The sequence below is a fragment of the Streptomyces sp. NPDC040432 genome (genome assembly GCF_055595445.1).
This window is the reverse complement of record NZ_JBVIVP010000015.1, coordinates 1-14,935: the sequence shown is the minus strand read 5'-3', so window position 1 is coordinate 14,935 and position 14,935 is coordinate 1. Positions and strand designations below refer to the sequence as shown.

11 protein-coding genes are annotated in these 14,935 nt (G+C 68.5%); 3 read left to right on the top strand and 8 right to left on the bottom strand.

Going from position 1 to position 14,935, the window contains the following annotated elements; genetic code table 11:
* Positions 1-180: 180 nt before the first annotated feature.
* On the bottom strand, positions 181-1,947 hold the full coding sequence (arc, locus tag ACZ58N_RS26150) for a proteasome ATPase (protein ID WP_471164432.1): 1,767 nt from the start codon (positions 1,945-1,947) through the stop codon (positions 181-183).
* Between the two features lie 264 nt (positions 1,948-2,211).
* Here arc and ACZ58N_RS26145 point away from each other — a divergent pair, with 264 nt between their 5' ends.
* Entirely contained in the window at positions 2,212-2,532 is a 321-nt protein-coding gene (locus ACZ58N_RS26145) for a ferredoxin (protein ID WP_471164430.1), read from the top strand.
* A gap of 4 nt (positions 2,533-2,536) precedes the next feature.
* Here the strand turns inward: ACZ58N_RS26145 and ACZ58N_RS26140 are convergent, their stop codons facing one another.
* The 3 genes from ACZ58N_RS26140 to ACZ58N_RS26130 form a co-directional block, all read right to left on the bottom strand.
* On the bottom strand, positions 2,537-3,154 hold the full coding sequence (locus tag ACZ58N_RS26140; protein ID WP_471164427.1) for a hypothetical protein: 618 nt from the start codon (positions 3,152-3,154) through the stop codon (positions 2,537-2,539).
* Between the two features lie 223 nt (positions 3,155-3,377).
* A complete protein-coding gene (locus tag ACZ58N_RS26135; protein WP_471164425.1) occupies positions 3,378-4,274 on the bottom strand; it encodes a tRNA (adenine-N1)-methyltransferase in 897 nt (298 codons plus the stop codon).
* Positions 4,275-4,292: 18 nt separating this feature from the next.
* Complete coding sequence (locus ACZ58N_RS26130) at positions 4,293-5,492, bottom strand: site-2 protease family protein (RefSeq protein WP_471164422.1); 1,200 nt, start codon at positions 5,490-5,492, stop codon at positions 4,293-4,295.
* A 144-nt stretch (positions 5,493-5,636) separates the two neighbouring features.
* Between ACZ58N_RS26130 and ACZ58N_RS26125 the strand changes: the two genes are divergently transcribed.
* On the top strand, positions 5,637-6,554 hold the full coding sequence (locus ACZ58N_RS26125; RefSeq protein WP_471164420.1) for a RecB family exonuclease: 918 nt from the start codon (positions 5,637-5,639) through the stop codon (positions 6,552-6,554).
* Between the two features lie 64 nt (positions 6,555-6,618).
* The gene (locus ACZ58N_RS26120) at positions 6,619-7,293 is read left to right on the top strand and encodes a response regulator (protein ID WP_389711444.1); all 675 of its coding nucleotides are present in this window, start codon (positions 6,619-6,621) and stop codon (positions 7,291-7,293) included.
* A gap of 123 nt (positions 7,294-7,416) precedes the next feature.
* On the opposite strand, the gene ACZ58N_RS26115 is transcribed toward ACZ58N_RS26120, so the two are convergent.
* The 4 genes from ACZ58N_RS26115 to metH all read right to left on the bottom strand — a co-directional run.
* Entirely contained in the window at positions 7,417-9,000 is a 1,584-nt protein-coding gene (locus tag ACZ58N_RS26115) for an ABC transporter substrate-binding protein (protein ID WP_471164417.1), read from the bottom strand.
* A 71-nt stretch (positions 9,001-9,071) separates the two neighbouring features.
* Positions 9,072-10,673, bottom strand: a complete 1,602-nt coding sequence (locus ACZ58N_RS26110) for an ABC transporter substrate-binding protein (protein WP_471164414.1) — start codon at positions 10,671-10,673, stop codon at positions 9,072-9,074.
* A gap of 480 nt (positions 10,674-11,153) precedes the next feature.
* Positions 11,154-11,855: an HAD family hydrolase gene (locus ACZ58N_RS26105; protein WP_471164412.1), complete on the bottom strand. Its 702-nt coding sequence runs from the start codon at positions 11,853-11,855 to the stop codon at positions 11,154-11,156.
* 113 nt (positions 11,856-11,968) lie between these two features.
* The coding region (gene metH, locus ACZ58N_RS26100; RefSeq protein ID WP_471164410.1) for a methionine synthase at positions 11,969-14,935 on the bottom strand (2,967 nt) is incomplete at its 5' end.

Below are 14,935 nucleotides of genomic sequence, written 5' to 3'. Positions count from 1 at the left end.
GTGTGCGGTGCCCGTCCCCGCACTGCGCGACCGGCGGTACGGAAGAGCCTAGAACCACTGCGCGCTGGTGGGGAGATCATTTCAGTCATTGAGTTCGCCCTGTCACCGGCCGAAAAGGGCGGGCGGTAAAGCAGGCGGCTGCGGGTGCCCGGTGAGGGCATCCGCAGCCGCCCCTTTTTGTCAGAGGTACTGACCGGTATTCGCCACCGTGTCGATGGAGCGTCCCGTGTCCGCGCCTTGCTTTCCGGTGACGAGCGTGCGGATGAATACGATCCGCTCGCCCTTCTTTCCGGAGATTCGGGCCCAGTCGTCGGGGTTGGTGGTGTTGGGCAGGTCCTCGTTCTCCTTGAACTCGTCCACACAAGCCTGGAGGAGGTGGGAGACGCGCAGGCCCCTCTGGTTCTGTTCGAGGAAGGCCTTGATGGCCATCTTCTTCGCGCGGTCGACGATGTTCTGGATCATCGCGCCGGAGTTGAAGTCCTTGAAGTAGAGGACTTCCTTGTCGCCGTTGGCGTACGTGACCTCAAGGAAGCGGTTCTCCTCGGTTTCGGCGTACATCTGCTCGACGACGGTCTGGATCATGCTGTGGACGGTTTCGGCCGTGGAGCCCTGGTGTTCGGACAGGTCGTCCGTGTGCAGGGGCAGCGTGGCCTTGAGGTACTTGGCGAAGATGTCCTTCGCCGCCTCGGCGCCGGGGCGCTCGATCTTGATCTTCACGTCGAGCCGGCCGGGGCGCAGGATGGCCGGGTCGATCATGTCCTCGCGGTTGGAGGCGCCGATGACGATGACGTTCTCCAGGCCTTCCACGCCGTCGATCTCGGCGAGCAGCTGGGGGACGATGGTGTTCTCCACGTCCGAGCTGACGCCGGATCCGCGGGTGCGGAAGAGGGATTCCATCTCGTCGAAGAAGACGATGACGGGGGTGCCCTCGCTGGCCTTTTCCCTGGCGCGCTGGAAGACGAGGCGGATGTGCCGCTCGGTCTCACCGACGTACTTGTTGAGGAGTTCGGGGCCCTTGATGTTCAGGAAGTAGGACTTCCCGGCGGGCTGGCCGGTCACCTCGGCGACCTTCTTGGCAAGGGAGTTGGCCACTGCCTTGGCGATGAGGGTCTTTCCGCAGCCGGGGGGGCCGTAGAGCAGGATGCCCTTGGGGGGCCGGAGTTCGTGCTCCTTGAAGAGGTCGGGGTAGAGGTAGGGGAGCTCGACGGCGTCGCGGATCAGTTCGATCTGGTCGCCCAGGCCGCCGATCTTGTCGTAGTCGATGTCCGGGACCTCTTCGAGCGTGAGGTCCTCGACCTCGCTCTTGGGGACGATCTCGTAGACGTAGCCGGAGCGGGGTTCGAGCAGCAGGGAGTCGCCGGGGCGGATGGTGACGTCCAGGAGCGGCTCGGCGAGCCTCACCACCCTTTCCTCGTCGGTGTGCCCGACCACCAGGGCGCGCTCGCCGTCCTCAAGGATCTCCTTGAGGGTGACGATGTCCCCGGCCCGCTCGTATTCCATGGCCTCGACCACGTTGAGCGCTTCGTTGAGCATGACCTCCTGGCCGCGCCGGAGGTCTTCCGGTTCGACGCTGGGGCTCACGTTCACGCGGAGCTTGCGGCCGCCGGTGAAGATGTCGACGGTGCCGTCCTCGTTCGCCTGGAGGAAGACACCGAAGCCGGCCGGCGGCTGTGCGAGCCGGTCGACTTCCTCCTTGAGGGCCACGATCTGGTCGCGGGCCTCGCGGAGGGTATTCGCGAGTCGTTCGTTCTGCGCGGAGACGCCTGCCAGATTTGTCTGGAGCTCGACGATCCGCTCTTCGAGAATCCTCGCGTGACGCGGAGAGTCGGCGAGCTTGCGTCGCAGGACGGCGATTTCCTGCTCGAGATAGGCAACCTGGCCGGCGGGGTCCTCAGACCCTCGCCCGGGCCGGATGCCGCGGTTGATGTCGTCGTCGTGGGCTGCCACGGTCCTCACCTCCTCCAAGGGGAGCTGGACGCTTCCTGACCCTACCTGGGCTGGTGGTGATTGAAACCCCTAGATCACAAAGACGGTAGAGGTGTGTCCGATCTTCACCCTTGCGTACTCCCTCACGCCAAGGAAATACCCACCCATCAACATCGGAAAGCAGCCGGTTGTAAGGTCGAACTGTTCAACACCCGTCAGGGCTCGTGCGACTTGCTTCGGGTCGTGTCCGGGGTGGATCACTCGGAGCAGGGAACGGCAGGAGATATGAGCGTGCAGCAGGAGGCCCCGGCGGAGGGTGTCGGGGGGGCCGGGCAGCCGCTGGAGGTCTGGATCGATCAGGACCTGTGCACCGGTGACGGGATCTGCGTGCAGTACGCGCCCGAGGTGTTCGAGCTGGACATTGACGGTCTGGCGTACGTGAAGAGCCCTGAGGACGAGCTGCTGCAGGAGGTGGGGGCGACGACTCCGGTTCCGTTGACGTTGCTCCAGGACGTGGTCGATTCGGCGAAGGAATGTCCGGGTGACTGCATCCACGTAAGGCGCGTTTCGGACAGGGTCGAGGTGTTCGGTCCGGACGCGGAGTGACGGTTCAAACACTTCCGGCGGACGAGTCCGTCAGCTCCTGGCGGAATTTCCCGGCGGTCCAGCGCCACTTGGCGAGCCGGCTGACGTCCGGGTCGGAGCGCGGTACGTCGGGTGAGGAGTAGCCGAGGAGACGGGCCGTGACGGAGCCGTCGCGGACGGCGAGGTCGGTGGCGGTGCGCCGGGCCGCGGTGTCGAGCAGGGTGGCGACGACGCGGGGGGTGGAGCCCGGTGCGGGGTCCTGGATGAGGACGTAGAGGGCGTGGGGCGGGGTTCCGGAGCCGGCTTGGCAGCGGACGGCGGCCACGGTTTCGGGGCGTCCGTCGCCGTCGAGGTCGCCGTGGGCGGTGTCGGTGACGGTTTGGGGCAGTCCCTTGCAGTCGAGGGGGTAGGTGACCGTCCGCGCGTCGGGTGCTGCGGCGCGTGGGTCGGGGGCGGTGGCCTGCGGGCCGTTGCGGGTGCCGGGCGGCGGGGTGGCCCCGGTGGCGGGTTCGGGTTGGAGCAGGCCGGCGCCGGCTATGACGGCGGCGATGGCCGTGGCCGTGGCGGCCCAGTGGGCGGGCCTGGCACGGTGGTGCGCCGGGGGTTGTGGGGCGGGCGCCGGCGTGGTGGGGCTGTGCGGCACGCGGGGTGTCTCCTGTGCGAAGGGTGACGGGGAGCCAGCATCGTGCCACATGTCACACGGCGGTGGAACGGCCGGGTCCGGGCGGTTCCGGCCGGGGCCCGGGGTTCGCGCGGGTGGGCAACGAAACGGCGCTGCGGCGCAGTTCCCGGTCGGTCGGGGGAACTGCGCCGCAGCGCCTTCGTGTTGGGCGGGCCCGGTGGGTGGGCCGGTCCGGGTGTGGCGGTCAGGCGGAGCGGTCGCTGCCGGGGCCGTCGTAGTCCTCGCCGTAGGCGCCCTTGGAGGGGCGGCGGCGGCGCAGCGGGGGTTCGACGCCGTCGGCGAGGCGGCGGGCGGTGACCAGGAAGCCGGTGTGGCCGATCATCCGGTGGTCGGGGCGGACCGCGAGGCCTTCGACGTGCCAGTTGCGGATCATCGATTCCCAGGGCTGCGGTTCGGCGTAGCAGCCGAACTCGCGGATGGATTCGACGGTGCGCGAGAGCTGGGTGGTGGTGGCCACGTAGCAGCACAGGATGCCGCCGGGGACGAGGGCCTTGGAGACGGCCTCCAGGCATTCCCAGGGGGCGAGCATGTCGAGGATGACGCGGTCGACGTCGGTGTCGGTCAGATTGTCCTGGAGGTCGCCCACGGTCAGCTGCCACGCGGGGTGGGGGCCGCCGAAGTAGCGCTCCACGTTGGCGGTGGCGATCTCGGCGAAGTCCGCGCGGCGCTCGTAGCTGTGGAGCATGCCCTGGTCGCCGATGGCGCGCAGCAGGAAGCTGCTCAGGGAGCCGGAGCCCACTCCTGCTTCCACGACGCGGGCGCCGGGGAAGATGTCGGCGAAGGCCAGGATCTGGCCCGCGTCCTTGGGGTAGACCACGGCGGCGCCGCGGGGCATGGACAGGACATAGTCGGGGAGCAGGGGACGCAGCGCGAGGTATGCGACGTTGCCCGTGGTACGGACAACGCTGCCCTCGGGGGCGCCGATCAGCTCGTCGTGCGGGAAGGAACCCTTGTGGGTGTGGAAATTCTTCCCGGCTTCGAGCGTGAACGTGTAGTGGCGGCCCTTGGGGTCGGTGAGCTGAACCTGGTCCCCGACCTCGAAGGGCCCGCGTCGGCGGGCGGCACCGGTCGGTTCGGACATGTGACCAGTGTATTGGCTTCAGGACTGGGGCCGCGCCATGGCCTTCACGAAGGCCTTCTCGACGTCGAGGGTGGACAGGACGCCGTAGATGGTGCCGCTGTTTTCGAGGACGAGGTATTCGGTGGCGGGGGTGGCGCGGAGGTGGTCGAGGAGTTCTTCGCCGGTGAGTTCCGCGGAAACCTTCATGCCGTCGGTGAGGTCCTGGGCGAGGGTGCTGACGGCGACCCAGGGGCGTCGGTGTTCGGGGACGGAGGCGATGGCGGTTTCGCGGACGATGGCGATGGGGTCGCCGTGTCCGTCGACGACGACGAGGGCGCGGGCGCCGGCTTCGTTCGCCCGGCGCAGGGCTTCGGAGAGGGGGGTGGCGTTCTCGACGGGGATGGCGCGGCGGGTGAGGGCGCGGGCGCGGAGTTCGGGGAGGTGTTGGCGCAGTCGGGCCATGCGGAGGCTGTTGCCGGCGCCGGTCCAGATGATGGCGGCCAGGATCGCGGCGAGGAGCGCGTCCATGACGGTGTTCATGCCGCCGATCTCGTCGGTGCGGTTGCCGAGGACGCCGGTGTGGGTGAGGAGGGGGAGGCCGAGGAGGACGGCGACGGCGAGGCCGCGTCCGACCCAGGCGGCGGCGATGGTGCCGGCCATGGGTTTGCCGGTGATGCCCCAGATGACGGCGCGGAGCATGCGGCCGCCGTCGAGGGGGAGGCCGGGGAGGAGGTTGAAGGCGGCGACGAGGAGGTTGGAGATCATCAGGCCGGCGAGGAGGACGCCGGGGACGGTGGCGGGGTCGACGGCCTTCATGCCGAGGTAGAAGATCCCGGCGAGGGCGAGGGAGAGGAGAGGGCCGACGAAGGCGAGGACGAATTCGCGGCCGGGTGTCTCGGATTCCTTCTCGATCTCGGAGACGCCGCCGAAGAACTGGAGCTGGATGCGGCGCACGGGGAGTTTGTAGCGGAGCGCGGCGATGGTGTGGGCGAGTTCGTGGACGAGGACGGAGGCGTAGAAGGCGACGGCGAAGAAGAGGGAGACGAGGTAGCGGACGGGTCCGAGGTCGGGGAGGATCTGGTCGAGCTGGTCGCCGAAGACCCAGGTGATGAGGGCGGCGACGAGGAACCAGCTGGGCGAGACGTAGACGGGCACTCCGAAGGGGCGGCCCATGAGGATGCCGCCGCCCGGGTCGGAGCGCTTGGCTGCGCGCTCGCCGGTTTCGTCGGTGTCTGTCACGGCTTTCCTTCGTTCGGTGCTTGGGTTTCCAGTGTGGTTCAGGTGCTGGTGTAGCGGGGTGTGATGCTCCGATCATGCAGTGCGAGGGGGCTTTGCGTCGATGGTATGCGCGTGCTGTCGGCGGCGGACCGTAGGGTTTGGAGCATGACGACGAGTCCCGGTGCCGTGCCAGGTGCTTCCGAGGTCGACGTGGCGCCGGTCGCCGTGCCGCCCAGTTCCCTGTCGCCCTCGCGGGCCGGCGATTTCATGCAGTGTCCTTTGCTGTACCGGTTCCGGGTGATCGACAAGCTGCCGGAGAAGCCGAGTGCGGCGGCGACGCGGGGGACGTTGGTGCACGCGGTGCTGGAGCGGTTGTTCGATCATCCGGCGCAGGAGCGGACGGCGCCGCGGGCGAAGGCGTTGATCCCGGGGCAGTGGGACCGGTTGCTGGAGTCGAGGCCGGAGCTGGCGGAGCTGTTCCCGGAGGGGGACGAGGGGGCCGGGCTGGCGCGTTGGCTGACGGAGGCCGAGGCGTTGGTGGAGCGCTGGTTCACGTTGGAGGACCCGACGCGGCTGGAGCCGGTGGAGCGGGAGTTCTTCGTCGAGACGGAGCTGGAGTCCGGGCTCCGGTTGCGGGGGATCATCGACCGGGTGGACGTGGCGCCGTCGGGTGAGGTGCGGATCGTCGACTACAAGACGGGGAAGGCGCCGCGGCCGGAGTACGCCGAGGGCGCGTTGTTCCAGATGAAGTTCTACGCGCTGGTGGTGTGGCGGCTGAAGCAGGTGGTGCCCCGGCGGTTGCAGCTGGTGTACCTGGGCAGTGGGGACGTGCTGACCTACGATCCGGTGGTCGCGGATCTGGAGCGGGTGGAGCGCAAGCTGCACGCGTTGTGGGAGGCGATCCGGGAGGCCACGGAGACGGGTGAGTGGCGGCCGCGGCCGACGAAGCTGTGCGGCTGGTGTGATCATCGGTCGGTGTGTCCGGAGTTCGGGGGTACTCCCCCGGTGTATCCGTTGGCGGTGGTGCCGAGGCCCGCGGGGCCGCCGGCCGAGGTCGTGGTGGATCGCCCGGCCGCGTCCTGATCTTGGCGTCAGGGCAGAATGGGCGGCGTCCGCCGTAGCCGCCCGACGAAACCGAGGTACCTCCGTGGCCATCCGCGTCCTGCTGGTCGATGACCAGCCACTGCTGCGCACCGGGTTCCGGATGATCCTGGAGGCCGAGCAGGAACTCGTGGTGGTGGGCGAGGCCGGGGACGGCCTGCAGGCGTTGGACCAGGTGCGGGCGCTGCAGCCGGATGTGGTGCTGATGGACATCCGGATGCCGCGCATGGACGGGGTGGAGGCGACGCGGCAGATCACGGGTCCGGAGCGGAACGGGCCGGCGAAGGTTTTGGTGCTGACGACGTTCGACCTGGACGAGTACGTGGTGGAGGCGCTGCGGGCCGGGGCGAGCGGGTTCCTGTTGAAGGACGCGCCGGCGACCGAGTTGGTGCAGGCGATCCGGGTGGTCGCGGCGGGTGAGGCGATGCTGGCCCCGAGCATCACGCGGCGTTTGTTGGACAAGTACGCGGGTCACCTGCCGTCGGGTGAGGACAGTGTGCCGGACACGCTGGGGACGCTGACGGAGCGCGAGGTCGAGGTGCTGAAGTTGGTGGCCCGGGGGTTGTCGAACGCGGAGATCGCGGCGGACCTGTTCGTGAGCGAGACGACGGTGAAGACGCATGTGGGTCACGTGCTGACGAAGCTGGGGTTGCGCGACCGGGTGCAGGCCGCGGTGTACGCGTACGAGTCGGGTCTGGTGCGGCCGGGCGCCACACCGTAGCCGTCCCGCTCCCCGGCGTCCGGCGTCCGGGTCTCTGCCGTTTCCGTCGGGTGGTTCACGGTGTACGGCGACGGGCCGGCAGCCGCGTGGAGCGGCTGCCGGCCCGTCGCCGTGTGCGGGGGCTCAGCCCTTGCTGATCTCCCAGAAGCGGAAGACGGTCGAGGCGTCGAGGGACCACTGGAGGCCGGTGACGTTCTGGCGGGTGACGGCGTACTGCTTGCCCTGCCAGAGCGGGAGGATCGGGACCTCGTCGGCGACGATGTCCTGGAGCCGGTTGTAGTCCATGTTGGCCGCGGTGCGGTCGGACTTCGCGGAGGTCGACGGGATGATCGTCCCGCTGATCTCCTTGTTGTCGTAGTTGTTGTGCAGGACGTTGTCCGGGCCGAAGAACGGCTGGGTGAAGTTGTCGGCGTCCGGGTAGTCCGGCACCCAGCCCTTCACGTAGATGCCGTACTTGCCGTCCTGGATGTCCTTCTCGTACTGCTCGTACTCGACGGACTTCATCTCGGCGTCGAAGAGGCCGCTGTCGTTGAGCTGCTTGGCGATGACCTGGAACTGCTGGTCGGTGGAGGGGCCGTAGCGCGAGGGGGTCGAGTAGAGGGTGACCTTGACCTTGCCGGTGATGTTGGCGGCCTTCAGGACGGCCTTGGCCTTCTCGGGCTGCGGGCTGCCGCCGTAGCGGTCGAAGAACGGGGTCGTGTGTCCGGCGATGCCCGCGGGGACGATCGAGTAGAGCGGGACGGCGGTGCCCGCGTACACGTCCTTGACGAGCGCCTCGCGGTCGACGAGGTAGGCGATGGCCTTGCGGACGGGCAGCTTGCCGACGACGGGGTCGTTGACGTTGAAGACCATGTGCTCGACCTCGGCCCCGGTGCCCTGGACGACGTCGACCTTCTGGTCGCCGGTCTTGGCGGCGGCGAGGCCGGCGATGTCCTTGGCGGCGAGGCCGCGGAAGGCGAAGTCGACGTCGCCGCTCTCCAGGACGGTCTTGAGGGCGGCCTGGTCCCCGTTGAAGAACTTCAGCGTGACGCCGGTGTTCTTGGCCTTGGCCTTGCCCTTGTAGGACTCGTTGACGGAGAAGCTCGCGCTCTTCTCGCTGAAGGAGTCGAGCTTGTAGACGCCGGAGCCGATGGCCTTGTTGTCGCCGCGGAGCTTGTCGGCCGGGTACTCGCGGCTGTCGACGATGGCGCCGGCGCCGGAGGCGATCTTGCTGGGGAAGGTCGCGTCGGAGTTCTTGAGGCGGAAGACGATGGTCTTCTCGTCGGGGGCCTCGATGGAGCCGATCGACGCGAGCATCACGGCGGGGCCGTTGTCGTCGTTGATCTTCAGCGTGCGCTCGAAGGAGAACTTGACGTCCTTCGAGGTGAGGCTGTTGCCGTTGCTGAACTTCAGGCCGCTGCGCAGGGTGCACTTGAACACCTTGCTGTCGCCGCCCTCGAAGTTGCAGGCCTGGGCGGCGTCGGGCTCGGGCGTGGTGCCGCCCTTGGGGAAGCTCAGCAGCGACTGGAAGACGTTGTTGAAGAGCAGCCAGGAGCCCGGGTCGTAGCCGGAGGCGGGGTCGGTGGACTTCACCTTGTCGGATATGCCCATCACGACGCCCTTGCCGCTGCCGGCGTTCGAGCCGTCGGTCGAACCGCAACCGCTGAGCAGCGCGGCGGCGGTGGCTGCGCCGAGCGGGGCCGCCAACCACTGGTTACGTCGGTTCACGCGAAAGTCCTTCACAGTCTGGTCTGAACGTTGCGCCGGCCTGCGACTCCCGCTGCCGGTTGTTGCCGGTCTCAGCCGCTGACACCTCGGCCGAGCTCCCACAGCTGGAGGTCGGAGATGGCGTTGACCGACCACTCCACTCCGGTGATCCCGTCGCGGGCGGCGACGTACTGCTTGCCCTGCCACAGAGGCAGGACGGGTACGTCCTCGGCCACGATGTCCTGCATCTCCGTGATCGCGGGGACGGCGACGTCCCGGTCGATCGCGCGCCGGGCGTCGGGGATGAGCCTGGTGCGCACCGCGGTGTTCGCGTACGGCGTGCCCAGGAAGTTGTCCTGCTCCAGGAACGGGGCGAGGAAGTTGTCGGCGTCCGGGTAGTCGGGGAACCAGCCGAGCCCGTAGGCCGGGTAGTCGCCCTTCTTCTGGGCGGGGCGGAAGTCGGCCCATTCGTTGCCCTGGACGGTGATGTCGAACAGCCCGGTGGAGTTGAGCTGGGCCTTGAGGGCCTCGAACTCGGCGGTGGTGCCGTCGCCGTAGTGGTCGGAGGTGTAGTTCAGGGTCAGCTTGACCGGGGTCTTGATCCCGGCGTCCTTCAGGAGGGCCGCGGCCTTGGGGGTGTTGGCCTCGCCGTACTTGTTGAAGAACGAGTTGACGTGCCCGGTGACGGTGGTGGGGACCAGCGAGTACAGGGGCTGCGCGGACTTGCCGTAGACCTTGGAGATGACGTTGTTGCGGTCGACGGCGGCGGCGAGCGCCTGGCGCACGGCCTTGTCCTTGACGACCGGGGCGTCGGTGTTGAAACCGAGGTAGCGGATTTCCAGGCCGGGCATGGGGACGAGCTTGACGCCCTTGGGGGGCTTGGCGGAGAGCTCGGTGATCTGGGCGGGCGACAGGGTGCGGGAGACGACGTCGATGGATCCGCCGGTGAGGGACTTCCCCATGGCGGCGGAGTCGGCGAAGGTGCGCAGTTCGACCTTGTCGTTCTGGAGCTTGATGTCGCCCTTGTAGTGCGGGTTCTTGGTGAAGACCGCGCGGACGAGGTGGTTGTCCTTGACCTCGGCCTTCATCGTGTAGGGGCCGGAGCCGTCGACGGCGAAGCCGGCGCGGAGCTTCTTGGCCTCGTACCGCTTCTCGCTGACGATGCCCGCGGCGGGCGTGGAGAGCTTGTACGGGAAGGTCGCGTCGGGGGTCTTCAGGTGGAAGACGACGGTGTCGGTGCCCTTGGTCTCGACGCTGTCGAGGGTGGAGAGCAGCGAGGAGGGGCCGTTCTCGTCCTTGATCGCGAGGACGCGATCGATGGAGTACTTGACGTCCTTGGCGGTGAGGGGGTCGCCGCTCGCGAACTTCAGGCCGGGACGCAGCGTGCAGCGGTAGCTCTCGTTGCCGGTGTCGGTGAAGCGGCAGTCGGAGGCCGCTTCGGGGACGGGCTCGCCGCCGCCGCGCGGGGTGTGCATCAGCGTCTGGACGGTCTGGCGCAGGATGTTCCAGGCGCCGGCGTCGTAGGCGTACGCGGGGTCGAAGGGGGCGGGGGCGTAGTCGGCAGCCTCGAACCGGTCGGTGGTGCCGACGACGATCGCTCCGGATCCTGCTCCTCCGGTCGCTGTGCCGCAGGCGGCCAGCGCGGGGGTGAGCAGTCCGGCCGCGGCCGTCAGCACCATGGTCTTGCGGTTCATTCTGGAAGTACTCCCTCACCCGGCACTTGCTCAAAGCGGCGTAGAGGGCACTGCGCGGCGGTCGCCCGTTCAGGGCGGAACGATCGGGCCGGTGTTTGACGATCGGTCCACGCGCATGCCGGTCACAGGGGTGTGTGTTCGGCATGGCTGAGGTGCGGCGTAGTGCCCGCGTCGACATTAGTGGCCCGGGACGGGATGGCTGGAACTGGCAGGAGTTGGGGCGTAATCGCACGGTGATGGGTGCGGACTGACAGCTCATGCGGGAGAGTTCGCAGATGGGGGCAGGAGCTGATCAATCCGGACACATGGGGAGGCGCCGGGGCCTGTTCGTGGGGCCTGCGGGCACCTCCCGGGTGACCAAGCTCACCCTGCGCAACGCTTCCCTGCAGGATGGAATTTCGGCCTCCGGGGCTGGGGGCGGAAGATCCTCCGCCAGGACCGCCGGCCCGCCTCATTCCGTTCGGTACGGAGCGTGCGTACTCAGTTCATCGGAGTGATGAGGGAACGCAGGAAAGTCAGGTCGACGTCCTCCAGCGAGCGGACGACCGTTCGGCCGGGCGCCGGGTCGATCCGGCCGACCGAGGGGATGGCCACGACCCGGCAGCCGGCGGCTTCGGCGGCGGCGACGCCGGTGGCGGTGTCCTCGATGACGGCGCAGCGCGAGGGGTGCGCGCCGAGAGACTTCGCGGCGAGCAGGTACGGGTCGGGGTGCGGCTTGGTGCGGGGTACCTCGTCGCCGGCGACGGTCATGGTGAACCGGTCGCGGCCGAGGGTGAGCAGGACCTGGTCGATGACGCGGCGGTGCGAGGCGGAGACGAGGGCGGTGGGAATGTTGTTGCGGGCGAGCTCGGTCAGGAGCCGTTCGGCGCCGGGCATCAGCGGTACCTGACCGGCGATCCGTGCCTCGAAGCGCTCGTTGAGGAGGACGCTGAGTTCGGCGAGGTCGATGGTGGCGCCGGTGGATTCGATGAGGAAGGCGGCGCTGCGGCTCATGGGGCCGCCGACGACGACGTCGCGCCACGCGTCGTCGAGTCGGTGCCCGAGCTCACCGAAGATCTCCGCCTCGATCTCCCACCAGAAGCCCTCGGTGTCGACGAGGGTGCCGTCCATGTCCAGCAGCACCGCCTGCAGGGCGTGCCCGTCGGCCGTACGGGTGACGGGGGCGGGAACGGTGCTGGTCAATGCGCACACCTCTCTCAGGGGACGATAAGGCCGGTCACCTCGGCCCGCGGGGACATGCCCCGGGGATCAGGTGACCGGCCTGTATGGGACCGTCCAGTGTACGCCGGTCCGTCTCAGCGCGCGTTGAAATACTTCGCTTCGGGGTGGTGGATGACGATGGCGTCGGTGGACTGCTCGGGGTGGAGCTGGAACTCCTCCGAGAGGTGGACGCCGATCCGCTCCGGCTGGAGGAGGTCGGCGATCTTCGCCCGGTCCTCCAGGTCGGGGCAGGCTCCGTAGCCGAGGGAGAAGCGGGCGCCGCGGTACTTGAGGTCGAACATGTCCTCGACCTGGGCCGGGTCCTCGCCACCGAATCCGAGCTCGGAGCGGACGCGGGCGTGCCAGTACTCGGCCATGGCCTCGGCGAGCTGGACGGACAGCCCGTGCAGCTCCATGTACTCGCGGTAGGCGTTGGCCTGGAACAGCTTGGCCGTGGCCTCGCCGATGCGGGAGCCGACGGTGACGACCTGGAGGCCGACGACGTCGGTCTCCCCCGATTCCTCGGGGCGGAAGAAGTCGGCGAGGCACAGGCGGCGGCCGCGGCGCTGCCGCGGGAAGGTGAAGCGGGTCCGCTCGTTGCCCTGCTCGTCGAGGATGATCAGGTCCTCGCCCTTGGAGACGCAGGGGAAGTAGCCGTAGACGACGGCTGCTTCGAGGAGGTTCTCGGTGTGCAGCTTCTCCAGGAGGCCGCGCAGGCGGGGCCGGCCCTCGCTCTCGACGAGCTCCTCGTACGTCGCTCCGCCGGCGCGGGCCTGCTTGAGGCCCCACTGGCCCTTGAACAGGGCGCCCTCGTCGAGCCAGGAGGCGTAGTCCTTGAGCGGGATGCCCTTGACGACGCGGGTACCCCAGAACGGCGGGGTGGGGACGGGGTTGTCGACGGAGACGTCGGACCGGCCTCCCGGTTCCTCCGGCTCGTCCACCTGGAGGACGGGGGTGTCCCGCTTGGCGACGCGGCGTTGCTTGAGTTCGGGGAGGGTGGCGCCGGGGACGCCGCGTTTGACGGCGATGAGGGCGTCCATGAGGCGCAGGCCTTCGAAGGCGTCGCGGGCGTAGCGGACCTCGCCCTCGTAGATTTCGTGGAGGTCCTGCTCCACGTAGGCGCGGGTGAGGGCGGCGCCGCCGAGGATGACCGGGTAGTCGGCGGCCAGCTTGCGCTGGTTGAGCTCCTGAAGGTTCTCCTTCATGATCACGGTGGATTTGACGAGGAGTCCGGACATGCCGATGACGTCGGCGCGGTGTTCCTCGGCGGCTTCGAGGATCGCGGAGACCGGCTGCTTGATGCCGATGTTGACGACGTTGTAGCCGTTGTTGGTCAGGATGATGTCGACCAAGTTCTTACCGATGTCGTGCACGTCACCACGGACCGTGGCCAGCACGATCGTGCCCTTGCCGTCCGCGTCGGTCTTCTCCATGTGCGGTTCCAGATACGCCACCGCCGTCTTCATCACCTCCGCCGACTGGAGCACGAACGGCAGCTGCATCTGACCGGAGCCGAACAGCTCACCGACGACCTTCATGCCCTCCAGGAGCGTGTCGTTGACGATCTCCAGGGCGGGGCGCGTCTCCAGCGCCTCGTCGAGGTCGGCCTCCAGGCCGTTCTTCTCGCCGTCGATGATCCGGCGCTGGAGTCGCTCGTCCAGCGGCAGCGCGAGGAGTTCCTCGGCGCGGCCGGCCTTCAAGGACTTCGTGTTGACGCCCTCGAACAGGGCCATCAGCTTCTGGAGCGGGTCGTAGCCCTCCGTACGCCGGTCGTGGATGAGGTCCAGGGCGGTACCGACCTGTTCCTCGTCGAACCGGGCGATCGGCAGGATCTTCGAGGCGTGGACGATCGCCGAGTCCAGACCCGCCTTCACACACTCGTCCAGGAAGACGGAGTTCAGCAGGACACGGGCGGCCGGGTTCAACCCGAAGGAGATGTTCGACAACCCCAGCGTGGTCTGGACATCGGGGTGGCGGCGCTTGAGTTCGCGGATCGACTCGATCGTGGCGATGCCGTCCTTGCGGGACTCCTCCTGACCCGTGCAGATCGTGAACGTCAACGTGTCGATGAGGATGTCCGACTCGCGGATCCCCCGCCCCGTCAGATCCCCGATCAACCGCTCCGCGATCGCCACCTTGTGCTCGACCGTGCGGGCCTGACCCTCCTCGTCGATCGTGAGCGCGATCAACGCGGCGCCGTGCTCCCGCGCCAACGCCGTCACCTTCGCGAACCGCGACTCCGGACCGTCACCGTCCTCGAAGTTCACCGAGTTGATGACCGCCCGCCCACCCAACTTTTCCAACCCCGCCTGGAGGACCGGGACCTCGGTGGAGTCGAGCACGATCGGCAGCGTCGACGCCGTCGCGAAGCGCCCCGCCAACTCCTGCATGTCGGCGACGCCGTCACGACCCACGTAGTCCACACACAGGTCGAGCATGTGCGCGCCCTCCCGGATCTGGTCCCGGGCCATCTCCACACAGTCGTCCCAACGGGCCTCCAACATGGCCTCGCGGAACTTCTTCGACCCGTTCGCGTTCGTCCGCTCACCGATCGCCATGTACGAGGTGTCCTGCCGGAACGGCACCGTCTGATACAACGACGCCGCTCCGGGCTCGGGCTGCGGGGCCCGCTCGGTCACCGCGGTGCCGCGAACGCGTTCCACGACCTGCCGCAGATGCTCCGGCGTCGTACCGCAGCAGCCGCCGACCAGGGACAGGCCGTACTCGCGGACGAAGGTCTCCTGCGCGTCCGCCAGCTCCGGGGCCGACAGCGGATAGTGCGCACCCTGCTTCGTCAACACCGGCAGACCCGCGTTCGGCATGCACGACAACGGAATGCGGGCGTTGCGCGCCAGGTAGCGCAGGTGCTCGCTCATCTCCGCGGGGCCGGTGGCGCAGTTCAGACCGATCATGTCGATGCCCAGCGGCTCCAACGCCGTCAACGCCGCACCGATCTCCGAGCCGAGGAGCATGGTGCCCGTGGTCTCGACGGTGACGGAGCAGATCAGCGGGACGGAGATACCGAGGGCGTCCATGGCGCGGCGGGCGCCGATGATGGAGGA

Bases quoted from the DNA above. Each gene is read 5' to 3' on its own strand.
- ACZ58N_RS26145 (WP_471164430.1), top strand. From the start codon at position 2,212: ATGAGCGTGCAGCAGGAGGCCCCGGCGGAGGGTGTCGGGGGGGCCGGG.
- ACZ58N_RS26135 (WP_471164425.1), bottom strand. From the start codon at position 4,274: ATGTCCGAACCGACCGGTGCCGCCCGCCGACGCGGGCCCTTCGAGGTC.
- ACZ58N_RS26110 (WP_471164414.1), bottom strand. From the start codon at position 10,673: ATGAACCGCAAGACCATGGTGCTGACGGCCGCGGCCGGACTGCTCACC.
- ACZ58N_RS26125 (WP_471164420.1), top strand. From the start codon at position 5,637: ATGACGACGAGTCCCGGTGCCGTGCCAGGTGCTTCCGAGGTCGACGTG.